20 protein-coding genes are annotated in these 23,856 nt (G+C 62.9%); 9 read left to right on the top strand and 11 right to left on the bottom strand.

Going from position 1 to position 23,856, the window contains the following annotated elements; translation table 11 throughout:
* From ACH2DG_RS09170 to ACH2DG_RS09155, 4 genes are all read right to left on the bottom strand, one after another.
* Positions 1-1,135: acyl-CoA dehydrogenase family protein (locus ACH2DG_RS09170; protein ID WP_395025637.1), on the bottom strand; the 1,135-nt coding region annotated here is incomplete at its 3' end.
* Between the two features lie 10 nt (positions 1,136-1,145).
* Positions 1,146-2,342, bottom strand: coding sequence for an acyl-CoA dehydrogenase family protein (locus ACH2DG_RS09165; RefSeq protein WP_224150074.1), 1,197 nt, complete (start codon positions 2,340-2,342; stop codon positions 1,146-1,148).
* A 142-nt stretch (positions 2,343-2,484) separates the two neighbouring features.
* Positions 2,485-3,681, bottom strand: coding sequence for an acetyl-CoA C-acyltransferase (locus ACH2DG_RS09160; protein WP_395025636.1), 1,197 nt, complete (start codon positions 3,679-3,681; stop codon positions 2,485-2,487).
* Between the two features lie 234 nt (positions 3,682-3,915).
* Positions 3,916-6,033, bottom strand: coding sequence for a 3-hydroxyacyl-CoA dehydrogenase NAD-binding domain-containing protein (locus tag ACH2DG_RS09155; protein WP_395025635.1), 2,118 nt, complete (start codon positions 6,031-6,033; stop codon positions 3,916-3,918).
* A gap of 128 nt (positions 6,034-6,161) precedes the next feature.
* On the opposite strand from ACH2DG_RS09155, the gene ACH2DG_RS09150 reads away from it, so the two are divergent.
* Entirely contained in the window at positions 6,162-7,061 is a 900-nt protein-coding gene (locus tag ACH2DG_RS09150) for a LysR family transcriptional regulator (RefSeq protein WP_395025633.1), read from the top strand.
* Positions 7,062-7,147: 86 nt separating this feature from the next.
* On the opposite strand, the gene ACH2DG_RS09145 is transcribed toward ACH2DG_RS09150, so the two are convergent.
* The gene (locus tag ACH2DG_RS09145) at positions 7,148-8,071 is read right to left on the bottom strand and encodes a bestrophin family protein (RefSeq protein WP_395025632.1); all 924 of its coding nucleotides are present in this window, start codon (positions 8,069-8,071) and stop codon (positions 7,148-7,150) included.
* Positions 8,072-8,165: 94 nt separating this feature from the next.
* Positions 8,166-9,491, bottom strand: coding sequence for a replication-associated recombination protein A (locus tag ACH2DG_RS09140; RefSeq protein WP_395025631.1), 1,326 nt, complete (start codon positions 9,489-9,491; stop codon positions 8,166-8,168).
* A gap of 263 nt (positions 9,492-9,754) precedes the next feature.
* Here ACH2DG_RS09140 and ACH2DG_RS09135 point away from each other — a divergent pair, with 263 nt between their 5' ends.
* The 4 genes from ACH2DG_RS09135 (at position 9,755) to brnQ (ending at position 12,694) form a co-directional block, all read left to right on the top strand.
* Complete coding sequence (locus tag ACH2DG_RS09135) at positions 9,755-9,970, top strand: DUF4287 domain-containing protein (RefSeq protein WP_395025629.1); 216 nt, start codon at positions 9,755-9,757, stop codon at positions 9,968-9,970.
* A 247-nt stretch (positions 9,971-10,217) separates the two neighbouring features.
* A complete protein-coding gene (locus tag ACH2DG_RS09130; RefSeq protein WP_395025628.1) occupies positions 10,218-10,487 on the top strand; it encodes a DUF2798 domain-containing protein in 270 nt (89 codons plus the stop codon).
* An 85-nt stretch (positions 10,488-10,572) separates the two neighbouring features.
* Entirely contained in the window at positions 10,573-11,040 is a 468-nt protein-coding gene (locus ACH2DG_RS09125) for a GNAT family N-acetyltransferase (RefSeq protein WP_395025627.1), read from the top strand.
* 334 nt (positions 11,041-11,374) lie between these two features.
* Positions 11,375-12,694, top strand: coding sequence for a branched-chain amino acid transport system II carrier protein (gene brnQ, locus ACH2DG_RS09120; RefSeq protein WP_395025626.1), 1,320 nt, complete (start codon positions 11,375-11,377; stop codon positions 12,692-12,694).
* Positions 12,695-12,814: 120 nt separating this feature from the next.
* On the opposite strand, the gene lolA is transcribed toward brnQ, so the two are convergent.
* Entirely contained in the window at positions 12,815-13,447 is a 633-nt protein-coding gene (gene lolA / locus ACH2DG_RS09115; protein WP_395025625.1) for an outer membrane lipoprotein chaperone LolA, read from the bottom strand.
* Between the two features lie 151 nt (positions 13,448-13,598).
* Positions 13,599-16,019 carry a DNA translocase FtsK gene (locus ACH2DG_RS09110; protein ID WP_395025624.1) on the bottom strand — a complete coding sequence of 807 codons (2,421 nt, stop codon included), beginning with the start codon at positions 16,017-16,019 and terminating at the stop codon, positions 13,599-13,601.
* 516 nt (positions 16,020-16,535) lie between these two features.
* Here ACH2DG_RS09110 and trxB point away from each other — a divergent pair.
* From trxB to rpmG, 3 genes are all read left to right on the top strand, one after another.
* Positions 16,536-17,489, top strand: coding sequence for a thioredoxin-disulfide reductase (trxB, locus tag ACH2DG_RS09105; protein WP_395025622.1), 954 nt, complete (start codon positions 16,536-16,538; stop codon positions 17,487-17,489).
* Between the two features lie 304 nt (positions 17,490-17,793).
* Positions 17,794-18,027 (top strand): 50S ribosomal protein L28, encoded by a 234-nt coding sequence (rpmB, locus tag ACH2DG_RS09100; RefSeq protein WP_012207163.1) that lies wholly within the window; start codon positions 17,794-17,796, stop codon positions 18,025-18,027.
* Between the two features lie 11 nt (positions 18,028-18,038).
* Positions 18,039-18,209, top strand: coding sequence for a 50S ribosomal protein L33 (gene rpmG / locus ACH2DG_RS09095; protein WP_184709551.1), 171 nt, complete (start codon positions 18,039-18,041; stop codon positions 18,207-18,209).
* Between the two features lie 65 nt (positions 18,210-18,274).
* Here rpmG and ACH2DG_RS09090 read toward each other — a convergent pair whose 3' ends face one another.
* On the bottom strand, positions 18,275-19,819 hold the full coding sequence (locus ACH2DG_RS09090) for a PLP-dependent aminotransferase family protein (RefSeq protein ID WP_395025619.1): 1,545 nt from the start codon (positions 19,817-19,819) through the stop codon (positions 18,275-18,277).
* 194 nt (positions 19,820-20,013) lie between these two features.
* Here ACH2DG_RS09090 and ACH2DG_RS09085 point away from each other — a divergent pair, with 194 nt between their 5' ends.
* Complete coding sequence (locus tag ACH2DG_RS09085) at positions 20,014-20,370, top strand: hypothetical protein (RefSeq protein ID WP_395025617.1); 357 nt, start codon at positions 20,014-20,016, stop codon at positions 20,368-20,370.
* 121 nt (positions 20,371-20,491) lie between these two features.
* Here the strand turns inward: ACH2DG_RS09085 and ACH2DG_RS09080 are convergent, their stop codons facing one another.
* Both ACH2DG_RS09080 and ACH2DG_RS09075 read right to left on the bottom strand, forming a co-directional pair.
* Entirely contained in the window at positions 20,492-21,763 is a 1,272-nt protein-coding gene (locus ACH2DG_RS09080; RefSeq protein WP_395025616.1) for an RsmB/NOP family class I SAM-dependent RNA methyltransferase, read from the bottom strand.
* Between the two features lie 60 nt (positions 21,764-21,823).
* The gene (locus ACH2DG_RS09075) at positions 21,824-23,740 is read right to left on the bottom strand and encodes a M48 family metallopeptidase (RefSeq protein ID WP_395025615.1); all 1,917 of its coding nucleotides are present in this window, start codon (positions 23,738-23,740) and stop codon (positions 21,824-21,826) included.
* Between the last annotated feature and the right edge of the window lie 116 nt (positions 23,741-23,856).

Raw genomic sequence — 23,856 nt, 5'->3', positions numbered from 1 at the left:
GTTCCTGGGCCTGCAGCGCCATGTAGCGCGCCAGGTGGTGGTCCATGTCGCCCAGTTGGTGGTCGATCATGATGAGGCGCTTGGCATAGTGCGCCAGCGGCAGCTCCCAGGTCACGCCGATGCCGCCGTGCATTTGGATGGCTTCTTCCGCCATCAGGGTGCCGATCTGGCCCACGCTGTACTTGGCAGCCGAGAGCGCTTTCTCGCGCTCGATGGCGTCGGGGCTGTCAATGACCGCAGCCGCGTTGATGACGGCCGAGCGCGCCTGTTCGGCTTCCAGCAGCAGGTCGGCCATGCGGTGCTGCAGTGCCTGAAAGCTGCCGATGGGCACGCCAAACTGCTTGCGGGTGCGCAGGTATTCGAGCGTATGGTTCTTGGCTACGTCCATCGCGCCCAGCGATTCGGCAGCGAGCGCCAGCAGGCCGAAGCCGCTGATGCGCTCCAACAGGGCATGGCCTTCGCCCGCCTTGCCCAGCAGCGCATCGGCGCCCACCTTCACGTTGGCCAGCGCCACCTCGGCGGCATGACCTCCGTCAATACGGCCATAGCCACGGCGGGTGAGGCCTGCGGCATCGCCCGGCACCAGAAAGAGCGAGATACCGGCCTGGTCGTCCACAGCGCCCGCCGTGCGTGCCGACACCAGCAGCAATTGCGCCTCGTCGCCAAACAGCACCACGGCCTTGCTGCCGTTCAGCACCCAGCCGTCGCCGTCCTGCCTGGCCGTGGTGGCCACGCGGTTCAGCTCGTAATGGTTGGCAGGCTCGTCATGCGCCAGCGCGGCAATCGTCTCGCCGCCGATGATGGCTTCGAGCTGCGCCTTCTGCGCGCCGGTGCCCGCTTCGGTCAGCGCGCGGCCCACCAGCAGCGCGCCCAGCAAGGGCTCGGCCACCAGGTGGTTGCCCAGCGCCTCGAACACCACACTGATATCCACGCCTTCGCCGCCAAAGCCGCCGTCGGATTCCTTGAACAGCGCACCGATGGCGCCCAGTTCGGCCAGCTTGGCATAGGTTTCGGCGCTGAAGCCCTTGGCCCCGTACGCAGCCTTGTTGCGGTATTCGGTGCCGTACTGCTCGCTCAGGTAGCGGCCCAGCGCATCCGCCAGCATGCGGCGGTCTTCGTCCAATTGAAAGTTCATCAAAATCTCCTTACAGGCCGAGGATCATCTTGGAGATGATGTTGCGCTGGATTTCGTTCGAGCCGCCAAAGATCGACAGCTTGCGGTAGTTGAAGTAGGCCGCCGCCGCAGTGGCCGCCTCCTTGGGGCCCACCGGTTCATCGGCATATTCGGCAAACTGCGCCTCTTCGATGTAGGGCAGCGCGTATGGACCCATGGCGCGGCGAACCAGCGACAGCAGTTCCTGGCGGATGACGGTGCCCTTGATCTTGAGCATGGAGCTTTCCGCGCCCGGCACACCGCCGCCTGCCACCGAGGCAATCACGCGCAGGTTGGTGGTAGCCATGTTCAGCAATTCGATCTCGACCTTGGCCATGCGGGTGGCAAACTGCGGGTCTTCGATCAGCGGCTTGCCATTGCGCTGCACGCGCTGGGCGATCACCTTGAGCTTTTCCAGCCCAGCCATCGAAAAACCCACGCCAGCGATGCCGGTGCGCTCATAGGTCAGCAAGTACTTGGCATAGGTCCAGCCCTTGTTCTCCTCGCCCACCAGGTTTTCCAGCGGTACCTTGACGTCGGTCAGGAAGACTTCGTTCACTTCCTTGTCGCCGTCCAGCGTGCGGATGGGGCGCACTTCCACGCCGGGCTGTTTCATGTCGATCAGCACGAAGCTGATGCCCTGCTGCGACTTGACCTCTTTGTTGGTGCGCACCAGGCAGAACATCATGTTCGCGTGCTGGCCCTGCGTCGTCCAGGTCTTCTGGCCGTTGACGATGTAGTGGTCTCCATTGCGCACGGCCGTGGTCTTGAGCGACGCGAGGTCGGAGCCCGCGCCGGGCTCGGAGTACCCCTGGCACCACCAGTCGTCGCCGTTCAGGATGCGCGGCAGCCAATGGTTTTTCTGCGCGTCGTTGCCGTACTTGATCAGCACGGGGCCGAGCATGGACAGGCCAAACGGCACCAGGCGCGGGCCGCCTGCAATGGCGCATTCGTCGTCAAAGATGAACTTCTGCACGGGCGACCAGCCGGTGCCGCCATGTTCCTTGGGCCAGTGGTAGGCGAGCCAGCCTTTCTTGTTCAGGATGGCGTGCCAGTTCTCCTGGTCAAAGCGCGTCAGGCGCTGACCCGCCTTCACCTTGGCGGCCAGTTCCTTTGGCAGGCTGTCTTTCAGAAACGCACGCACTTCGGCGCGGAACGCTTCTTCTTCGGGGGTAAATTGCAAATCCATTGCTATCTCCTCAGTAACCGTGGGCAAGCAAGGCCCGCACATCTCAAACTCTCCGCTGCACGATCTACGTGACGCCCAGCAAGGGCCGCCCCGCAGCGGTGGCATCGTCCCCTGGGGGAAGGCGCACAGCGCCTCAGGGGGGTCAGTAAATCTCGAACAAGCCAGCGGCGCCCATGCCGCCGCCCACGCACATGGTCACCACGCCCCACTTCACTTTCTCGCCACGGGCCTTGCGGCGCTGGCCTTCCAGCAGGATGTGGCCCGTCAGGCGCGCGCCGGTCATGCCAAAGGGGTGGCCAATGGAGATGGCACCGCCGTTGACGTTGAGGCGATCCATCGGGATGCCCAGCTTGCGCTGGCAGTACAGAGCCTGCGAGGCAAATGCCTCGTTCAGCTCCCACAGGTCGATGTCCTGCACCGTCAGGCCGTGGCGCGCCAGCAGCTTGGGCACGGCAAAAACCGGGCCAATGCCCATTTCGTCAGGCTCGCAGCCAGCAATGGCCATGCCGCGGAAGGCGCCCAGTGGCGACAGCCCAAGCCGGGCAGCTTCCTTGGCTTCCATCAGCACGCAGGCGGCCGAGCCGTCCGACAGCTGCGAGGCATTGCCGGCTGTCACGAACTTGCCCGGCCCCTTGACCGGCTCCAGCTTGGCCAGGCCTTCCAAGGTGGTTGAGGGGCGGTTGCAGTTGTCCATGGTGGCAACCACATCCTTGTAGGTGACTTCGCCGGTTTCCTTGTTCTTCTCGGCCATGCGCGCGGCGCAGGGCACGATTTCGTTGTCGAAAGTGCCATTGGCCTGGGCGGCTGCCGTGCGCTGCTGGCTCTGCAGCGAGAACGCGTCCTGGTCTTCGCGGCTGATGCCATAGCGCTGGGCCACCACATCGGCGGTGTCGATCATCGCCATGAAGAGTTCGGGCTTGTGCTCCACCAGCCAGGGGTCAGCGTCTGCCGGGTTGGTGTTGCTGGAGCGGATGAGCGAAATGCTCTCCACGCCGCCTGCCACCATGGCGGGCGCGCCATCCACAATGATGCGGCCAGCCGCAAATGCAATCGCCTGCAGGCCTGAGGCGCAGAAACGGTTGACCACGGTGCCGCCCACGCTGATGGGCAAGCCCGCGCGCACAGCCGCCTGGCGGCCGATGTTGCGGCCAGTGGTGCCCTCGGGGTAGCCGCAGCCCAGCACCACGTCTTCGATCAGGGCCGGGTCGATGCCCGAGCGCTCGACCGCAGCGCTGATGGAATACGCAGCCAGCTGCGCGCCCGGGGTGGCATTGAATTCGCCACGGTGCGATTTGGCCAGCGGCGTGCGGGCGGTTGAAACAATAACGGCTTCACGCATTGCGTTGTCTCCTTGGGTCTGTGCGACCGTTGATTTTGATGTTTGATGCCGCCAGTGCTTGTTACATGCGCGCCAGCAGCTATTCTTTATATAGCAACCCAGGGTTTGGCGATTTGGAACGCCTCCGGGTTGCACCTCGGCGTCTGTCCTGGCCCAGTCATTCCTTCCATGGACCCATCCAGCGAGCACGCGACGGCAAGGCCGACAAGGTGATCGCTCGATTTAGAAATGGAATCAGACCGCCTTGTTCAGGCTCTCGAAGTTCTCGCCCTTTTCCACCAGCTCCACCAGCAGGGGCGAAGGCTTCCAGAACAGCGCGTCTTCCTTGGCAAACTCGCGGATGTCGGCCAGGATCTTGTCGAGGCCCACCATGTCGGCCCATTTCATCGGGCCGCCACGGAAGCGCGGAAAGCCGTAGCCATACAGGAAGGTGACGTCCACATCGAGCGGGCGCAGCGCAATGCCCTCACGCACCACGTTGGCGCCCTCGTTCACCATGGCGGCCATGTAGCGGCGCATGATTTCCTCGTTGCTGAAGCTGCGGGGCGTGACACCGGCGCGCTGGCGTTCGGCATCGACGATGGCGAGCACTTCCGGGTCTTGCTGGCCGATGCGCGCGCCTTGCGGATACAGGTAGTAGCCGCGCTGGGTCTTCTGGCCGAACCAGCCTTTTTCGGCAATCCGGTCGGCAATCTGCACGTAGCGGGCCTTGGGGTCGCGGGTGGCGGCCTTGCGCTTGCGCGTGGCCCAGCCAATGTCGCCGCCCGCCAGATCGGCCACCTGGAACGGCCCCATGGGGTAGCCGAACTCGCGCACGGCTTCGTCAATCTGGTAGGGCGATGCGCCGTCTTCCATCAGGTAATTGGCCGCCTCGCGGTACACGGCCAGAATGCGGTTGCCGATGAAGCCATCGCACACACCGGCGCGCACGGGAATCTTCTTCATGCGCTTGGCCAGCTCGAAAGCGGTGGCCACCACATCAGCGCTCACCTTGGCGGGCACCACAATCTCCAGCAGCTTCATGATGTTGGCAGGGCTGAAGAAATGCAGGCCGATCACATCCTGCGGACGCGAGATGCTGGCGGCAATGGCGTCGATATCGAGGTACGAGGTGTTGGTGGCGATCACCGCGCCGCTCTTGCAGACCTTGTCCAGCTCGGCAAACACAGCCTTCTTGACGCCCATCTCTTCAAACACGGCCTCGATCACCAGATCGACCTGGGCGAGCGCCGCGTAATCGGTGCTGCCGCTGTAGCGCGCCATGATGGCGGCCTTCTTCTCGGCCGTCATGCGGCCCTTGGCGATCAGGCCGTCGTAGACTTTTTCCACATTGGCCCGGCCACGGGCGATGGATTCGTCATCGCGCTCAACCATCACCACAGGAAAGCCTGCATCCAACGCGGCCACGGTGATGCCCGCACCCATGGTGCCGCCGCCCACCACGCCAATGGTGTTCAGCGCGCGGGGCGCTGCGGCCTTGGCCTCGGGAATCTTGGCGGTTTCGCGCTCGGCAAAGAAAGCGTGGATCAGCCCTGCACGCTGGGGGCTCTCCAGGCACTGAACGAACAGCTTGCGCTCGTTCTTCATGCCTTCGTCAAATGGCAGATCGAGCGCGCCCTGCACGCAGTCGATGATCTTGCCGGGCGAGAACAGGCCACGGTTCTTCTTGGCCGATTCGGCCTTGGCAGCATCCAGCTCGGCCTGCGCAACTGCCTTGTCTGCCAGCGCTGCGGCTTCGCGGGTGCGGCGCACGGGGGCTTTGTCATCCAGCAGCTGGTTGGCGTAGGCAAGGCCCGCGCTGCGCGCGTCGGTACCCGCAGGCGCCACCTGGTCCACCAGACCCATGGCCAGCGCCTCTTCGGCCCCGGCATGGCGGCCCGACAGCATCAGGTCCAAGGCAGCCTTGACGCCAATCAAGCGTGGCGTGCGCTGTGTGCCGCCAGCGCCGGGCAGCAGACCCAGCTGCACTTCGGGCAGGCCCAGCTTGGCGCCCGACACGGCCAGGCGGTAGTGGCAGGAGAGCGCCACTTCCAGCCCCCCGCCCAGCGCCGGGCCATGGATGGCGGCGATCACCAACTTGTCGCTGCTCTCCAGTTGCATCAGCACATCCGGCAGGCTGGGCGGCATGGCAGGCTTGCCAAACTCACGGATGTCGGCGCCCGCGATGAAGGCCTTGCCGCTGCCCACCAGCAGCACCGCCTTGACCTCGTCGTCGCCCTGTGCCTGGGCCACGGCATCGGCCAGCCCCTGGCGAACGGCCTGGCTCAGTGCATTGACGGGTGGGTTGTTGATGGTGACGACCAGCACGCGCCCTTCGCGGGCAGTGGTCACAACGGCGTTCTCTGCGCTCATGCATGTCTCCTGGGTATGAATGGAACCGAAGCTTCAACCCATTGTCAGCCACGGCAGGCTTATTTGACAATCACATAGATCATTGACAGACTGTCAAAGAAATTTGAACAATCACTTGTTTTTGTTGTATGGATCATTCCGCCCTGACACTGCTCGTGGAAATCATCGACGCGGGCAACCTGAGCCGCGCCGCCTCCAAGCTGAAGATGAGCCGCGCCAATGTCAGCTACCACCTGACGCAGCTGGAAAAGACCGTGGGCGTGCAGCTGGTGCGCCGCACCACGCGCCGTGTGGAGCCCACCGAAGTCGGCCTGCGCCTGTACGAACACGGCCGCGCGATCCGCAACGAGCTGGCTGCGGCGGGGGAAACCATTCGCAGCCTGGGCAAGGGGCTGCAGGGCCGCGTGGGGCTGGCCGTGCCCAGCGGCTACGGCCAGTTGGTGATGACGGACTGGCTGATCGCCTTCAAGCGCCAGTACCCCGACATCGTGCTGGACCTGATTTTCGAGAACCGCGTGGACAACCTCGTGCGCGATGAAGTGGACATTGCCGTGCGCGTGCTGCCCACGCCGCCCGACAGTCTGGTGGCGCGCCACATGGGCGAGATGAACTATGTCGCCTGCGCCAGCATCGACTACGCCCGCCAGAACATGCTGCCCCAGCAGCCCGAGGACTTGCGCCATGTGCCGCTGATCACCAGCGGCGTCGTCGGCAAGCAGCTGCTGGTGCGCGCCTACCAGGGCGAGCTGCGCAAGGAGATCCGGCTGGAGCCCACCTTGATCTCCGAGCACTTTCCGTTTCTGCGCCAGGGCATCATGGCGGGGCTGGGCGTGGGCATCGTGCCCGATTACGTGATCCGCGCCGAGGTGGAGCGCGGCGAAGTCGTCACCACCCTGCGCGACTGGCGGCTGAGCATCTTTGGCAACAACATGTACCTGCTGTGGATGCCCAACCGCCACCAGACCAAGGCCGTGCGAACGATGATCGACTTTCTGCTGGAGCGGGCCGAGGCAGAGCGCCCTGCCTGAGCCCGCGAAAAAACCATCAAAACAATAGCATCAAGCACCCACTGGGTAAGCGCCAAGATTGCTTTTTGCATCAATACCAGCTGCAATCACAGCAGAATACAGTCCCTGACCTCGGGCTTGGCCGTGCGCGGCGGCTCGCCCACCATCTCCAGCACCGAAGACTCGATGGTGTAGCACAGGCTGCCCAGCGCTAGGTCATTGGCAGCCAGGCCAAAAGGGTGCTCCAGCTCGGCGCCCAGGGCCTCCAGCGCAAAGAAGGTGTAGCCCAGAAAACAGACGATGACCGGTGTCATCGGCCCAATCGTATCCAGAAGGCCGAAGGGCAGCAAAAAGCAGTAGATGTACACGCAGCGGTGCAGGATGACCGAATAGGTGAACGGAATCGGCGTACCCGAAATGCGCTCGCACCCGCCCACCGCATTGCCCAGGCGCGCGAGCGATTGCTCCAGCGCAGGCACCACAGCCGCCGCCACCTTGCCGCTGCGCAACTGCTCGCCCACCCACTCCTGCACCAGCAGCAGCGCCATCGCGGCGGGAAAACGCGCACCGGCAATGCGCTCCACATCGCCCGGCGGCAAGAAGGCCGACAGCTCGGCGCGTGCATCGCTCTCGCGCAACTGGTGCTTGAGCGCATAGGCGAATGCACACAGGCGCTGCGCCAGCAGCTTTGCATGCGCCCTGTCAACTGCCTCGTCACCCACCACGGCCAGCGCCTGCGCCGTCAGGTGGCGGCTTTCCACCAGCAGCACGCCCCACAGGGTGCGGGCTTCCCAGAACCGGGCATACGAGGTGCTGTTGCGAAAGCCGAGAAAAATCGCCAGCGTCAGGCCGATCAGCGAGAAAGGCACAAAGTTCAGCGACACCTTCCAGTCCAGGATCGAGCCGTGGATCACGGTAACGACGATGGCCAGCACCGTGATGGTGATCAATTGCGGCAGGATCACCGGCAGGATGGAGCCGCGCCACACAAAGAGCATGCGCAGCCAGTGCACGGAAGGACGAACAATCATGGCCGGTATTGTCCGCCTTGCCGCCCGCCTGCTGCGCAGAAATTGCTAAAAATCTGATGCTTTTAGCGGGCGCAGCCAGCGCCCTGGCCCCACGTCAGTCCTGCGCATCATCTTCAGCGGGCTTGGCCGCCGCGTTGCGCGCGCGCAGTTCGTCCAGCTTGGCGCCGATCTTGATCTCCAGACCGCGCGGCACCGGCTGGTAGAAACTGGGCGGCTGCATGTCCTCTGGAAAATAGCTTTCACCTGCCGCAAAGCCGCCCTCCTCGTCGTGCGCGTAGCGGTAGGCCTTGCCGTAATCGAGGTCCTTCATCAGCTGGGTGGGCGCATTGCGCAGGTGCAGCGGCACGGGCCGGGTGCCGTCCTGCTTGACGAAGGCCTTGGCCTGGTTGTAGGCCATGTAGCCCGCATTGCTCTTGGGGGCCACTGCCAGGTAGAGCACCGCCTGGGCCAGCGCCAACTCTCCTTCGGGGCTGCCCAGGCGCTCGTAGGTGGCAGCGGCGTCGTTGCACATCTGCATGGCGCGGGGGTCGGCCAGGCCAATGTCTTCCCAGGCCATGCGCACGATGCGGCGTGCCAGGTAGCGCGGGTCGGCGCCGCCATCGAGCATGCGGCAGAACCAGTACAGCGCGGCGTCCGGGTCCGAGCCGCGCACCGACTTGTGCAGCGCGCTGATGGTGTCGTAGAACTGCTCGCCGCCCTTGTCGTAGCGGCGCATGCGCTCGCCCAGTACCTTGAGCAGCCACGCATCGGTGATGGTTGCAACTTTCGCCTGCTCGGCGGTGATGGCCAGCGTCTCCAGCGTGTTCAAGAGGCGCCGGGCATCGCCATCCGCGTAAGCAATCAAGCGCTCCATGGCTTCGCTTTCGATGGCTGGAATCGCTTGCAGTGCCTGCGCCTTTTCGACAATCTGCCGCAGATCGTCAGCGGTCAGGCTTTGCAGCACATAGACGGCAGCGCGCGAGAGCAAGGCCGAGTTCACCTCGAACGAGGGGTTTTCGGTGGTGGCGCCGATGAAGGTGAAGAGCCCGCTTTCCACATGCGGCAAGAAGGCATCCTGCTGGCTTTTGTTGAAGCGGTGCACCTCGTCCACAAACACAATGGTGCGCTGCTGCATCAGGCCGTCGCGCGCGGATTGCGCCTGCTCCACGGCTTCGCGGATGTCCTTGACGCCGCCGAGCACGGCGCTGATCGAGATGAACTGCGCATCGAAGGCATCGGCCATCAGGCGCGCAATCGTGGTCTTGCCCACGCCCGGCGGCCCCCACAGAATGCAGCTGTGCGGGCGGCCCGATTCAAATGCCAGTCGCAGCGGCATGCCTTCGCCCAGCACCTGCTGCTGGCCCACCACGTCCGCCAGCGTGCGCGGGCGCAGGCGCTCGGCCAAGGGTTGGTGCGTTGGATGGAAAGAAGGGCTACTCATAAAAATTGTCCGGCAGCTGCAGTGCGCAGCGCCCGTCTTGGTTCAGAACAGGCGTCTGAGTTGATCGTACGGTGTATCGTAGCGTGCCTGCGCCCGTGCGCGGCAAAGCAAGGTTCCCTTTCCATCGCCGGGGCCCGTGCAACAGGCAGCAGCTTTCGCCATCTGTTACGCAAACTCCGGTTCAGCGCCCATCGATTGACCAGTCTCACAGGCTTCTTTAGCATTGAACACACCCTTTTTTGCGGCATTCCAAGGAGACAGCCATGAGCGCAGATACCCCGGTGAAAGGCCCGGCTTCGTACTTTCCATCCATCGAGAAGACGTACGGCCACCCGGTCGCACACTGGTTCGGGATTCTGGACACGGTCAAGGAGAAAAAGCACATGGAGCAGGTCGCCTTTCTGAAAGAGCACCACCAGCTCGGCCATGGGCATGCCAATGCGCTGGTGGCTTTCCATCTGGCCCGGCAAAAGAGCTAAGAACGCGTTTACGGCCTCCTCCAGAACTGATTGCCTCGTGTCTGCAGAGAACCCCTAGCCGCCGTCCGGCATCCCTTGCCTGCGCGGGCCGGTTTCCCTATCATGCGGTCTGCCCTCACGCACCCATGCGCAAACAGGGCCGTAAGCGTTCAACGTCAAACAACGCGCCACCAACTCCGGCAGGGCCGGGGTGCTTGCCCTTTCTGGGCGAAGGCGCCTTTGCTTGACCCGGTCTTTTGACTTTCTTATGAACGCTTTCAACAAACCCACCATTTTCTTCGGCATTCCCAAGCTACCCGCGCGCTATGCCTCGCTGGTCATGCCGCTCCTGCTGTCCATTCTGATGACGTGCATCGTCTCGCTGATCAGCACCTTCAATGGCATCGGCCTCGCCCCCGAATTTGCGTCCAAGTGGCTCAGGGCGTGGGGTGTTTCGTGGCTGGTTGCATTTCCGGTACTGCTGCTTGCGCTGCCGGTGGTTCGCAAGGCAACAGCGGCACTCGTGCATACCCATTGAGCATTGCGCGTTTCTGGGCACCAGTGCATTCTCAGCAAGCGCTGGTAGCTATATTTAGAATAGCACCACCTTTGCCGATCCAGATATGACGCTGCACATCCAGGAAATTCCCGCCCCCGAAGCGCCCATGGCGCTCCTGCTGCTTGCCGACCCGTCGGAAGACAAGATCCGCGCCTACCTGCCCGGGTCACGGTGCTTTGTGGCATCCAACGGTGCAGAAATGGTTGCTGCGTGCGTGGTCCAGCCCCTGGGCGGCGGCATTCATGAACTCATGAGCATTGCCGTGTCGCCTGCCCACCAGAAACAGGGCCACGGGGCGGCACTGTTGCAGTGGGTGATTGATTTTTTCCGCAATGCAGGCGCACACCAGTTGGAAGTGGGCACGGGCTCGTTCGGCTATCAGCTCGCCTTCTACCAGCGACATGGGTTTCGGGTTTCCGGCATCGAGCGGGATTTTTTCGTCAACAACTACCCTGCACCCATCTTTGAAGACGGCATCCAGCTTCTGGACATGCTGCGCCTCACCTTGTCATATACCGGCCAGGCCCGCTGAAAGGCTCCCGCCTTGGAGCAGTTGGTGATTTCCTGCTGAAAATCAGACTTTTCGGCAAGGATGAATGCACTTTGCGCCGAAAGGACACATTTTTCGCGGAAAATAAGGGTTTATACGGACCCATGAGCGCTCTGCAAAAAAGGGCTGCCATCCACCGACAGGAACCTGTTTGCCGGTGATGCAGCCGTTGCACAGCCACCCACTTCGGCGGGATTGCCGCCGGCACCCGCAAAACGATGTGCCCTGCCATGCCGGCAGCGCGCACGGCCTCCGTGAATGAATCTTTCAGGCGCTGCCGCTCCCCGCGCGCTGCCTGGTCTGCATTGGGATCACCATGAAAACACTGAAAACCAGGGACATCATCGCCCTCGGGTTCATGACCTTTGCCCTGTTTCTGGGCGCTGGCAATATCATCTTTCCGCCGATTGTCGGCATGGCGGCAGGCGGCAATCTGCTGGGCGCGACCATCGGCTTCCTGCTCACCGGCGTCGGTCTGCCGCTTCTAGGCGTCGTGGCACTGGCGCGCGTGGGCGGTGGCCTCGATACCCTCACCCACCCCATTGGCCGCATTGCAGGCACGGTACTCGCCTGCGCCATCTATCTGACGATTGGCCCGCTGTTTGCCACGCCGCGCACGGCCACGGTTTCGTTCGAGATGGGTCTGGCGCCCTTTGTCGGCAACACGCCCGTCATGCTGCTGGTGTTCACCATTGTCTATTTCTCGCTGGTGATGCTGCTGTCGCTGTTCCCAGGCAAGCTGATGGACAACATCGGCAAGATCATCACGCCGGTGCTGATCCTGGCGCTTGCCATTCTGGGCGGTGCCGCCATTTTTGCGCCTGTGGGTGGCTACAGCACGGAAACTGCTGACTACAGCACCCAAATGGCAGCATTCGCCCAGGGTTTTCTGCAGGGTTACCAGACCATGGATGCGCTTGCCTCACTGGTCTTTGGCATCGTGATCGTCAATGCCATCAAGGCTGCAGGCGTGGCAGACCGGCGCCTGCACACCCGCTATGCCATCTATGCGGGGCTGATTGCCGCCACGGGCCTGGGCCTGGTGTATGTGTCGCTGCTCTACCTGGGCGCGACGAGCGGAACACTGGCCGGCAATGCGGCCACCGGCGTGCAGATTCTGACGGCCTATGTGCAGCACACCTTTGGCAGCGCGGGCCTGTATCTGCTGGCCGCCGTCATTCTGCTGGCTTGTTTGACGACGGGCGTGGGCCTGGTGAGCGCCTGCAGCGCCTTCTTCAGCGACCTGACCGGCTTTTCGTACCGGGGCGTTGTGGTGGCCCTGAGCATTTTCAGCGCCACCGTCGCCAACCAGGGCCTGGCGCAGTTGATCGCGGTCGCTGTGCCCGTGCTGGTGGGCATCTACCCCGTGGCCATCGCGCTGATTGCGCTGAGCCTGATGCACCGCTGGGGCCAGCCCAGCCGCGTCTACATTCCCGTGATGCTGGTGGCCCTGCTCTTTGGCCTGTTCGATGCCGCCAAGGCGCTGCAATGGACAGCCCTGGTGCCCGACTGGCTGGACCGCCTGCCCGGCGCAGCCCTGGGCATGGGCTGGGTGACACCGGTGGTTGCTACTCTTATTGCAGCAGCTTGCGCAGACTGGGTGAGCGCCAGGCAACAAAAACCTGCCAAGGCTTAAGGCCTGCCGTCTCTGGCGGGGCAAACGCCTCAGCCCCTCTAACAACAAAGCCCTGGCAGCGCATGCGGCCAGGGCTTTTCTACGATTGGAGTTCCGGTTTGCTGCCGGTTTACTGCCGGTTTACTGCCGGATCACTTCCGCCCCCGAAGGAATACTGAATTCAAAGGCAGACGAGGGGAGCGATGGCAGGGTCTTGAGCCCCACAAAACGCACCACAGAGCGCTGGCCAAAGCCGTCTTCAATCTCCAGTGCCGTCAGCTCGTCGCCCTTGAAGCCGACCTTCACATTCTTGAGCTGGCCATCCTGGCCCTTGGGCGTGGCCAGCACCCATTGCTGGCCATCGGCATCGGGGGCATTGGACAGATTGAATTCGCTCTTCAAGGCCTGCAGGCTGGCTGCGGACGCGAGCAGTGCAGCGGGCGTCTGGCCCAGGGCCTTGCTCTGCTGGCGTTGGGTGACCTGGTTCAGATCGGCGTCAAACAGGGTCAAGGTGGTGCCGTCGGCCACGATGGTCTGCTCAAACGGCTTCTTGTACAGAAACTTGAACTTGCCGGGGCGCTGGAATGCAAAGCTGCCGCTGGAAGTCTTGACGCGCGGCGCCTGGCCTTCCTTGGCGGGCGAGGTGACCGTCTGGGTGAAGCTGGCTTCGCCAGCCTGCGAATTTTTCAGAAACTGTTCAAGGCTTTGCAGGCCATCGGCCTGGGCCCAGTTGCTGAAGCCAGCCAGTGCGGCGGCGGCAATCCAATATTTCATCCGAATTCCTTTCTGGACACAGGCCAGCGCCTGCGCAATGGGGCAGATTATGGGGTTGGAATGCAAAAGGCACCGAAAGTGCCGGCAACTGCCAGGCTTTCGGTGCCTTTTGCGCTAATTTACGCGGCAGAGATGCTGGTAACCGCTTGCATCACTCGTCGCCGCCGGGCCTGTGGGCCACCAGCACCTCGCGCTGGCCACTGCCGGTGAGCGCACTCACCAGCCCTGCACGCTCCATCTCTTCGAGCAGGTTGGCCGAGCGGTTGTAGCCGATGCGCAGCTTGCGCTGCACGTACGAGATGCTGGCCTTGCGGTCCTTGAGCACGATCTCGACCGCCTGGTCGTACATCGGGTCTTTTTCGCCGCTGCCGCCGCCGTCTTCATCGCCAAAGCCAGAATCGCCGTCTCCCGTGCCGCCTTCGAGCACGCCTTCGATGTAGTCGGGCTCGCCCTGCTCCTTGAGGTAGCTGACCACGCGGTGCACTTCGTCATCCGAGACAAAAGCACCATGCACACGCACCGGCAGACCCGTGCCGCTGGCCATGTACAGCATGTCGCCCATGCCCAGCAGCGCTTCGGCGCCCATCTGGTCGAGGATGGTGCGGCTGTCGATCTTGGAGCCGACCGAGAAGGCAATGCGCGAGGGGATGTTGGCCTTGATGAGGCCGGTGATCACATCGACGCTGGGGCGCTGGGTGGCCAGCACCAGATGGATACCGGCTGCACGCGCCTTCTGCGCCAGGCGGGCGATGAGTTCTTCGATCTTCTTGCCCACCACCATCATCAGGTCGGCCAGCTCGTCGATCACCACCACGATGTGCGGCAGGCGCTGCAGCGGCTCGGGGGTCTCGGGCGTCAGGCTGAAGGGGTTGGGAATGAACTCCTCGCGCGCCTTGGCCTCGTCGATCTTGGTGTTGTAGCCAGCCAGATTGCGCACGCCCAGCTTGCTCATCAGCTTGTAGCGGCGCTCCATCTCGGCCACGCACCAGTTCAGGCCATTGGCGGCCTGCTTCATATCGGTCACCACCGGGCACAGCAGGTGCGGAATACCTTCATAGACCGACATTTCCAGCATCTTGGGGTCGATCATCATCAGGCGCACGTCCTTGGCCTCGGCCTTGTAGAGCACCGAGAGGATCATGGCGTTGATACCCACCGACTTGCCCGAACCGGTGGTGCCGGCCACCAGCACGTGCGGCATCTTGGCCAGATCGGCGACCACAGGCTTGCCGATGATGTCCTTGCCCAGGCCCATGGTGAGCAGGCTCTTGGCCTCGTGGTACTCGTGGGAGCCCAGGATTTCCGTCAGGCGGATGGTCTGGCGCTTGGCGTTGGGCAACTCCAGCGCCATGTAGTTCTTGCCGGGAATGGTCTCCACCACGCGGATCGACACGAGCGAGAGCGAGCGCGCCAGGTCCTTGGCCAGGTTGACGATCTGCGAGCCCTTGACGCCGGTGGCAGGCTCAATTTCGTAGCGGGTGATCACCGGGCCCGGCGCGGCCTCGACCACACGGACTTCCACGCCAAAATCCTTGAGCTTTTTCTCGATCAGGCGGCTGGTCATCTCCAGCGTCTCGTACGACACCGTCTCCTGCACCTTGGGCGCAGCATCCAGCAGATCGACCTGCGGAAGGCGCGTATCGCTCAGTTCATTGAACAGCGGCTTCTGGCGTTCCTTCACCACCCGGGCGCTGGGCTGGGCCTGCGGCTTGACAGGCTCGGCAATATGCAGCCCCGGCTCCGCCTGTGCCGGGCGCACAGCCTTGCCCTGCGGTGGCAGATCGAACATGCTGTCAAAGCCATCACCGGACGGATCGACACGGGATGCAGCAGGCGCGGCACTGCTCACCTCGGCCTCGCGGGCCTGGGCGGCCTTCTTGCCGACTGCCTTGTCGGCGGCCGCTTCGCGGCGCAGCATCAGCTTCTGGAAGAAGCCTTCAATGCCCGCGCCCACCTTTTCGGTGATCTGGCCCCAGGAAAAACCCAGAATCCACGACATGCCCAACAGCAACAGCATGACGCCCACGATGCCGGAGGCGGTAAAACCCATCCATTTTTCCGCCAGCGGTCCCAGCAGATAGCCAAGCACGCCGCCAGCCGCGCCGGGCAACTTGGGCTCGAAGCGGTACAGGCGCGACCATTCCAGTGCCGAGCTGGCCAAGAGCAGCAGCACCAACCCGCCCCAGAAGACAATACGGCGCCACCACAGCGGGCGCGGGTCGCCCGGAGGGTTTTCACCGGCGCGCAGCCAGCGCGCCAGCGACGAGAACCAGGCCAGCACGGCGGCCACCACCAGCCACCAGACGGAAAAACCGACCATGAAGTAGCCGCCATCGGAGATCATGGCGCCCAGGCGCCCCATCCAATTGCTGACGTGCCCCGCCGCCTGCGTGCCCGAGGTGGACCAGGCCGGATCCTTGGGCGAGTAGCTCACCATGGCCGCCACGCAGAACGCCATCATCAAAAAAGTGATGATGAGCACCAGCTCATGCCCAAAGCGGCGCACCCCCATGACCAGCGACGTGCCGGCGCTGTGGTGCGCGTTCGATTTTTTCGTTGAATTAGTAGCCATAACCTAAGGGCAAGAGCTTACCTGAAGAGCAATACAAATTCGATAGCAAAACAGACATGTCGGCCACAGTGATGCGGCACTGCGACGCGGGCCGCTACGCGCGCCAACAGAGCAAGCGCTCGCCTGCGGACGCCTTTTTCCTGCATCCCCAAGGCCATTTTTAATAAAAACACCGCATTGTGCCCAGCATATAAGCGCCACAAGCTATGAAAACAGAAGCACGCATTCCCTTCAAGAAACACTTTGTAATTGCGCCAGCAACTTGACACGCTGCGCAACAGCCATGGCGGCCTTGCCTGCACTGGACGATTGTTGTCATTTGCTGCAGTGCACCAACCTGTGAATGCTGGCCCAAGATGGCTTGTGGCGATCAAGGACATTGATACAAACCATCCACGGACAGGCCGTTGTGTTCGATACTCTTGGGTGTTACCGCCGACTGTGCTTGCCCGGTCGGCGCTGCCTTTTTGACTGGCGGGTGCGCAGCGCCCGCCCCACGAATGCGATAGGAGTTCCATGTCTTCCGTCAACCAACACGCCAAGGTGCTGATTCTGGGCTCGGGCCCTGCCGGCTACACTGCTGCCATCTACGCCGCCCGCGCCAACCTCGACCCGGTGCTGATCACCGGCATGGCCCAGGGCGGCCAGCTGACCACCACGACCGAAGTGGACAACTGGCCAGCCGATGTGATGGGCGTGCAGGGCCCGGAGCTGATGCAGCGCTTTCTGGAGCACGCAGAGCGCTTCAAGACACAGATCATTTTCGACCACATCAACAAGGTCGATTTCAGCAAACGCCCCTTCACGCTGAGCGGTGACAGCGGCACCTATACCTGCGACAGCCTGATCATCGCCACCGGTGCTTCGGCCAAATACCTGGGCCTGCCCTCGGAAGAGGCCTTCATGGGCCGCGGCGTTTCGGCCTGCGCCACCTGCGACGGTTTCTTCTACCGTGAGCAGCCCGTCTGCGTGATCGGCGGCGGCAACACTGCCGTGGAAGAGGCGCTGTACCTGTCCAACATTGCCAGCAAGGTGACCCTGGTGCACCGCCGCGACAAATTCAAGGCCGAGCCCATTCTGGTGGACAAGCTGATGGAAAAGGTCAAGGAAGGCAAGATCGAGCTCAAGACCCATTTCATACTGGATGAAGTGCTGGGCGACGCATCGGGCGTGAACGGCATTCGCATCAAGAGCACACAGGACGGCCATACCGAAGACATCCAGCTGCAGGGCTGCTTCATTGCCATCGGCCACCACCCCAATACGGACATCTTCCAGGGCCAGCTGGAAATGGAAAATGGCTACCTCGTCACGCAGATGAGCCGTGGCGGCTTTGCCACGCAAACCAGCGTACCCGGCATCTTTGCCGCAGGCGACGTGCAGGACCATGTCTACCGTCAGGCCATCACCAGCGCAGGCACGGGCTGCATGGCCGCGCTGGACGCGCAGCGTTATCTGGAACAGGAATAAGCGGGAAGAAGCGCGCTGCGGAGAAGCTGCAAAGCAACGGAGCGGCGGCAACAAAACCCTACACAACGCAAGCTGGCCTGTTTTTGGCAATCGCGTTATAATGCTTGGCTTTGCTGCTTGCCGCCTTTTGCATCTCTTTCGCAATCCACGGCGCGTGAACAGGAAACTACTGCCGGCTGGCCTGCCAGCTTGCAGTGAACATGGGCTACCGCCACCCTTTGATTGGCGAGGTGAGGCTGCAAGCCGAGCTGCTCTTTGTGACGCAGCCAGGGCGCGCAGCTGTTAAAACTTTCGGAGTGTCCTGATGGCACGCGTTTGCGAAGTAACGGGCAAGAAGCCCATGGTGGGAAACAACGTTTCCCACGCCAACAACAAAACCAAGCGCCGGTTCCTGCCGAACCTGCAATATCGCCGTTTCTGGGTGGAATCGGAAAACCGCTGGGTGCGCCTGCGTGTTTCCAGCGCCGCCCTGCGTCTGATCGACAAGAACGGTATTGATTCTGTGCTCGCAGACCTGCGCGCACGTGGCCAAGCTTAAGGAGATACACCATGGCTTCCAAAGGCGGACGCGAAAAAATCAAGCTGCAATCGACTGCAGGCACCGGTCACTTCTACACGACCACCAAGAACAAGAAGACGATGCCTGAAAAGATGGCAATCACCAAGTTCGACCCCAAGGCTCGCAAGCACGTCGAGTACAAGGAAGTGAAGCTGAAGTAATTCGGCCTTGCTGATCAAAGAACCGCCCGGCGCAAGTCAGGCGGTTTTTTTATGCCCATGCACCATCAGGCCCTGGGCGGCATGCCCAATTGGGCGTGCATCATGCGGCCCAGGGTGCAGTAGCCCTCTTCCACCTGCGGCGTGAATGGCATGCCGCAGCTCAGCCGTACAAAGTGGTCGTAATGGCCGGTATTGCTGAACATATCACCCGGCGCAATGCGGATGCCTACCGCCAAAGCCTCGTCATACAGGCGGCTGGCCGAGACCTGCTCGGGCAGCTCCAGCCAGATAGAAAGCCCCCCGGCTGGCAGGCTCAGGCGCGTGCCGATGGGGAAATACCGCGCCACCGCCTGCGCGGCCGCCTGCCGCTGCACGCGCAATTGCTGCCGTAGCCGCACCAGATGGCGCATATAGGCGGGCGAGCCCACTGTGCGCGCACCCAGCAACTGTGGCCACACCGGCAGATTGCGCGAACGGGCAAACTTGATCATCTGCACCCGCTCCTGCCAGCGGCCCGCGTTCATCCAGCCCAGGCGCAGGCCCGGCGCATAGCTTTTGGAGAGCGATGAGCAATAGATCACCGTGCCATCGGTATCCCAGGCCTTGCAGGGGCGCAGCACTTCGTCGGTCTCGACAAATTCGCGGTAGATATCGTCCTCAATCAACGCCACGCCATAGGTACGGCACAGCGCCACCAGGCGCTGCTTGTGGCTGTCGGGCATGGTGGCACCCTGCGGCATCTGCAGGTGCGGCACTACGACCACAGCCTTGAGCTGCGGATGCGTGCGCAGCGCCAGCTCCAGCGCTTCGAGCGACATACCGGTGTGCGGGCTCGATGGGATTTCAAGTGTTTGCAGCTTTTTAGCCTCCACAGCCTGCAAGATACCGTAAAAAGCCGGAGATTCGATCGCCACCATGTCACCGGGCTGGGTCAGTGCATCCAGCGCCAGGTTCACCGCTTCCGAATTGCCAAAGGTGGCGGCCACATCCATCGGGGCCACACGCACACCAAAACTGAGCGCATAACGCGCCATGGAGGCCTGGAACTCCGGATGCGTGAACGGTGCCGACGGGCCATGCACCAATATCTGCGGCTGCTCGCGCAACAGGGCGACAGCATGGTGGTTCAGCAGCTTGGCATCGAACAGCTCGGGCGCCGGCATGGCGCTGCCCAGATCAACCAGCAACGGGCCCCGAAGCCGCGCCTTGTTCAGGTATTCGGCAGCACGGGCGCCAATGCCCTCGAAGCGATTGTCCTGCATGGGCATGGGCGCCAGGCGCAATGGTTCACGCGCGGCGGGCATCTGCAAGGCGGTATCGCAGACAAAGTAGCCCACCCGGGGCCTGGCCTCGATCAGGCCACGCGACTCCAGCACGCGCAGCACCTGTAGCGCCGTGCTGTGGCTGACATGGTGCAGGCGCCGGATCTCACGCACCGAAGGCATGCGCGCGCCCACACCCAGCGTCTGCTGTGCAATAGCCTGCTCGAAGTGTGCGGCAATGCGTTCATACAAAAAGGCATCGTCATCCGATGCATCCAGCACTGGTAGCGCGGGTACTTGGTGATGGGTCGCAGGAGGCGCCAGCAGGCTTTCGTCTATCAGGGACATGGGGGTGATTCCAGGCTCGCAAGCTCTGTATCGTCCGTCTTTTCAGCCAACCAGAACAGATACAGATGCTGCGATTTTGAACCAGAACAGCAGCAACTCCAATGCACTGTTCCGCATCACAGCATGGTCACCTGTGCCTGTTGCGCTGCAGCACGATTTTTTACGCTAGAGGCCTCTACTGTGAAAGCTTCACCATGCGCCTCAGCCACCCATACACGCTCTCCAAAACGCTTGTCCAGACTGCCCCGCAGGCCTGTGGCGAGCAGTTCACGCCCCTGCAGATTGCCCCTGGCCAAGGCCTGTGGTGCCACATGGAAGCGGGCAGCACCCTCCTTTGTACCGGAGGCCACCTGCAGATCAGCTCCCCCTGGTCCCCGGCCTTGAAGCTCGGCGCAGGCGATGCGCCGTATTGCAACGGTGCCCATGCAGGCTGGCACTGGCTCGAAGCACAGGGCTCCGAACCCGTGCAACTGCACCTGGCCGAGCGCGCTTACGCCGGCTGGCATGGCGCATGGCTGGCCTTGGCACGCTGGTTGGGGTGGAGTCGCTGAGATCGTAAACACGTTCTCAGCGGTTCCACCCAAGAAACGGGCCACAACGCGTGGCCCGAAATACTTCTCTTTTGATAGCTACCAGTGTTTATCCATCAAGCACTGACAGGCATTCTCCGCACTATTTTCTTTGCCACACTGCGGCAAAGAATCCATCCGTCTGGTGCAGATGCGGCCACAGACGCAGGTATTGGCTGCCGGTGTCACCACCGCTGCACAGGCTGGCGGCAGCCTCCACCTTCAGGCCAGCGAGTAGTTCACCGGCATCCAGTGGCACAAAATCGGGGTGCGCAGCAGCAAACGCCTCGGCGATGGCCTCGTTTTCGGCAGGCAGAATGCTGCAGGTGGCATACACCAGACGCCCGCCGCTTTTGACCATGCGCGCAGCGCTGTCCAGGATGGCTGCCTGCTTGACGGTCAATTCGTCGATCGCCTTCTGGCTTTGGCGCCACTTGAGGTCAGGGTTGCGGCGCAGGGTGCCAAGGCCCGAGCATGGTGCATCCACCAGAACACGGTCCATCTTGCCTGCGAGTCGCTTGATGCGTTCGTCACGCTCGTGCGCAATGGCGGCAGGGTGTACGTTTGACAGGCCCGAGCGGGCCAGGCGCGGTTTGAGCGCCTCCAGCCGGTGGGCCGACACATCAAACGCATACAGGCGCCCGGTGCTGCGCATGGAGGCGCCAATGGCCAGCGTCTTGCCGCCAGCGCCCGCACAGAAATCGGTCACCATCTCGCCACGCTTGGCATCGAGCAGCAGCGCCAGCAGTTGTGAGCCTTCGTCCTGCACTTCCACCCTGCCCTTTTGAAAGGCTTCCAGGCGCGAGAGCGCTGGCTTGTCGGCCACGCGCAGGCCCCAGGGCGAGTACGGCGTGGGCTCGGCGACAATGCCGGCAGCCTTCAGCTCCTTTTGCAGATCGGCGCGCTTGGTGCTGAGCGCATTGGCGCGCAGGTCGAGCGGCGCCATCTCCAGCATGCTGGCGGCCAGTTGCTCGAACTGGTCGCCCACCTGTGCCTGCAGTGGCTCCACGAGCCATTCAGGCAGGTTGTGACGGTGCTGCGGCATCAGGCTGTCAGGCGTAATGGCGTCACATTCGTCCAGCCATTTCACTTCGAGCGGATTGAGCGCGCTTTTGACAAAGCTGCGCGGGCCGGCAAACCCCAGGATTGCCAGGCGCCTCTCACGCGCGCCGCTGCCCGAGCGGGCCAGCGTCTCAAACAGGGTTTTCTTGCGCAACACCGTATAGGCCGTCTCGGCCAGGGTGGCCCGCTCGCGCGGGCCCAGATTGCGGTGGTCTCGGAAATATCGCGACACCACGGCATCTGCCGGGTGTTCAAAAGTCAGGACCTGCGCCACCAACTCGGCGCAGGCATCTAGTAAGGCTTTGGGATGCATGGGCGCTATTGTCCCATTGCGCCAGTATCCGGGCACCGCCACCGGCTACCCGGCGCTGCGCTAGGCCACGGTGCGGTCATAGAACAAGGCAGCGGGGATTTCCGCAAGCACCCGCCCCGCCTTGTCGCCCAGCTCCTCCAGGCTGGCCAGCCACAGAGGCGACAGACGCGTAGCCAGCAGCTCGCGCTCCAGATACCCGCGCAGCTGGGCATGCCAGAGACGGGCTTCCTGGTAGCCGACGCCCGGTCGGTCCAGCACCAGCAGCAAGGCCTGCGATCCGCGCATTGATTGCAGTGGCCGCGCCAGCAACCATGCACGACGCAGCCGTTTGGCGGCCGCCAGGTGCAACTGGATCACCGCCAGCTCCGATTCCCACAACGGCTCGCCCAGTTCCGCATACGACCTGGCCTTGTAGAGCAGACCCAGGTCTTTCACTTCCTCGGACATATCCGTGCGCAACTGCTGGGCAAGCTCCTCGCGCCTCGCCCACTCCATCCTGGCGCGGCGGATCGGCGCCTCGTAGTGCTCGTCGGCCTCCAGCACATCCAGCACGCCCCGCGCAAGGCTGCACCATTGGCCGCGCATGGCCGGCAGCACTTCGAAAGCCTGCGCCAGATAGGGCAGTTGCGACTCTGGGTCCATATCGATGTACAGGCTTGCGAACGCGCCGATGGCACGCTTGCAATCCGCCTGCTGCTCCAGGGCCCGCTGGTAGAAAGGCTGTGGATCATCCCGGAATGCACCTGCCTGCATGTACCAGCCCAGCTCCACCAGACTGTCTGCCTGCAGATAGGGCTCGCGTGGCATCAGCGATTGCACCCGTGCATGGGTTTGCTGCAGCACTTGCCGATGCACCTGCCAATCGGTACCAAACCGCAGGCACCAACGGTCGTCCAACAGCTCGATCCAACGGTCCGAGCGCTTGCCCAGCCATGCCAGGCAGTTGCTGCTGGACATGGGGGTCAGGCCCGGCGGCACATCCAGCGCGTCCAGCCTCTCCCGCAAACTGGGGGCCGTGTCTTCATAGCTCGCAAGCGCCTGGTACTCCTGCTTCCAGGCCTGGTACACCCAGTTCACATCCATGCTGTGGTTCATTACCCCAGCCATCAGACTGAAAGGGCCGATGGCCTGCTGCAGCTCGTGGGCGCGCGACCAATGCATGGTCCAGAACCGCTCGCGCAGCCAGCGTCCGCGCACAGCCACCTCGGACAGCGCGTCACCCATCAGCTGCTTGCTCACCAGCCTGGCTGCCAGACGGTCCGCCACCAGTTCGTCATGCCGGGCCACCACAAAACTGGCGGCCCACCAGCGCGGCAGGTACCAGCGCATGAAGCGCTCGTTCAGCCAGCCCAGATGCGTCATCTGGCGCGCATCGGCCAGGCGGTCGCGCAAGCGCTGCATGCGGCGGCGGCCGCGGTACACCCAGGCACCGAGCCAGCCCTGGTTGCGCCGCAGGTGTGCGTATTCCTGCGTCAGCACCGCAATGAGACGCGGGCGGTCGATCGCCATGGCCAGCGGCAAGCCCAGCAGTAGGTAGTTGCGCTCCGGCAGCAAACCGCCAAGCCGCACCTGCTGCACAATGCGCGCGCTGTAGTCTTCGGTGATCACCAGATGGTGGACGCGCGGGCCGCCATTCTTCTGGCGGATACGTTCCAGCGCTTCATATACGCGCGGGCATTCGGGCTGCGGCACATGGATTCCGTCCGGCTCTACCCAGTCCGACCGGGTCAGGCGCAGCACGCTCAGTATCAACGCCAGGCCGCCAAAGAAACCAAAGATCTGCAGCCCCTGGAAACCATCACTGACAAACGACAACACGGCCCAGGCCAGCAATACCAACCCCAGAATCAAGCCACCCCAGATCCATGCGGCAGCCATCAATGTCAGCCCAAGAATCCGCCTGCGGAAAGCCCCTGGCTGCTCCGCACAGGCCTGCTCATAGGCATCCACCCGCTGCACAAATACGATGCGCTCCAACCCACCCTCCAAAAATTGTTATCGAGGCCCGAGGCCGCAGACAATACCGTCTGCGGCGCACGATGAGCCACTTCTTTTTCAATGCGAGGCTCGATAGCCTCAGACAATTTTCAGAT

The sequence above is a fragment of the Comamonas odontotermitis genome, from assembly GCF_040396735.1.
GTDB classification, from domain to species: Bacteria; Pseudomonadota; Gammaproteobacteria; order Burkholderiales; family Burkholderiaceae_C; genus Comamonas; species Comamonas odontotermitis_C.
This window is presented reverse-complemented; position numbering and strand designations above follow the sequence as displayed.

Excerpts from the sequence above, each read along its gene's own strand:
- rpmG (WP_184709551.1), top strand. The coding sequence starts at position 18,039 with ATGGCTTCCAAAGGCGGACGCGAAAAAATCAAGCTGCAATCGACTGCA.
- ACH2DG_RS09150 (WP_395025633.1), top strand. The coding sequence starts at position 6,162 with ATGGATCATTCCGCCCTGACACTGCTCGTGGAAATCATCGACGCGGGC.
- ACH2DG_RS09090 (WP_395025619.1), bottom strand. The coding sequence starts at position 19,819 with ATGTCCCTGATAGACGAAAGCCTGCTGGCGCCTCCTGCGACCCATCAC.
- rpmB (WP_012207163.1), top strand. The coding sequence starts at position 17,794 with ATGGCACGCGTTTGCGAAGTAACGGGCAAGAAGCCCATGGTGGGAAAC.
- ACH2DG_RS09140 (WP_395025631.1), bottom strand. The coding sequence starts at position 9,491 with ATGAGTAGCCCTTCTTTCCATCCAACGCACCAACCCTTGGCCGAGCGC.
- ACH2DG_RS09165 (WP_224150074.1), bottom strand. The coding sequence starts at position 2,342 with ATGGATTTGCAATTTACCCCCGAAGAAGAAGCGTTCCGCGCCGAAGTG.
- ACH2DG_RS09080 (WP_395025616.1), bottom strand. The coding sequence starts at position 21,763 with ATGCATCCCAAAGCCTTACTAGATGCCTGCGCCGAGTTGGTGGCGCAG.
- ACH2DG_RS09160 (WP_395025636.1), bottom strand. The coding sequence starts at position 3,681 with ATGCGTGAAGCCGTTATTGTTTCAACCGCCCGCACGCCGCTGGCCAAA.
- ACH2DG_RS09155 (WP_395025635.1), bottom strand. The coding sequence starts at position 6,033 with ATGAGCGCAGAGAACGCCGTTGTGACCACTGCCCGCGAAGGGCGCGTG.
- ACH2DG_RS09110 (WP_395025624.1), bottom strand. The coding sequence starts at position 16,019 with ATGGCTACTAATTCAACGAAAAAATCGAACGCGCACCACAGCGCCGGC.
- trxB (WP_395025622.1), top strand. The coding sequence starts at position 16,536 with ATGTCTTCCGTCAACCAACACGCCAAGGTGCTGATTCTGGGCTCGGGC.
- ACH2DG_RS09130 (WP_395025628.1), top strand. The coding sequence starts at position 10,218 with ATGAACGCTTTCAACAAACCCACCATTTTCTTCGGCATTCCCAAGCTA.
- ACH2DG_RS09135 (WP_395025629.1), top strand. The coding sequence starts at position 9,755 with ATGAGCGCAGATACCCCGGTGAAAGGCCCGGCTTCGTACTTTCCATCC.
- lolA (WP_395025625.1), bottom strand. The coding sequence starts at position 13,447 with ATGAAATATTGGATTGCCGCCGCCGCACTGGCTGGCTTCAGCAACTGG.
- ACH2DG_RS09145 (WP_395025632.1), bottom strand. The coding sequence starts at position 8,071 with ATGATTGTTCGTCCTTCCGTGCACTGGCTGCGCATGCTCTTTGTGTGG.
- ACH2DG_RS09085 (WP_395025617.1), top strand. The coding sequence starts at position 20,014 with ATGCGCCTCAGCCACCCATACACGCTCTCCAAAACGCTTGTCCAGACT.
- brnQ (WP_395025626.1), top strand. The coding sequence starts at position 11,375 with ATGAAAACACTGAAAACCAGGGACATCATCGCCCTCGGGTTCATGACC.
- ACH2DG_RS09125 (WP_395025627.1), top strand. The coding sequence starts at position 10,573 with ATGACGCTGCACATCCAGGAAATTCCCGCCCCCGAAGCGCCCATGGCG.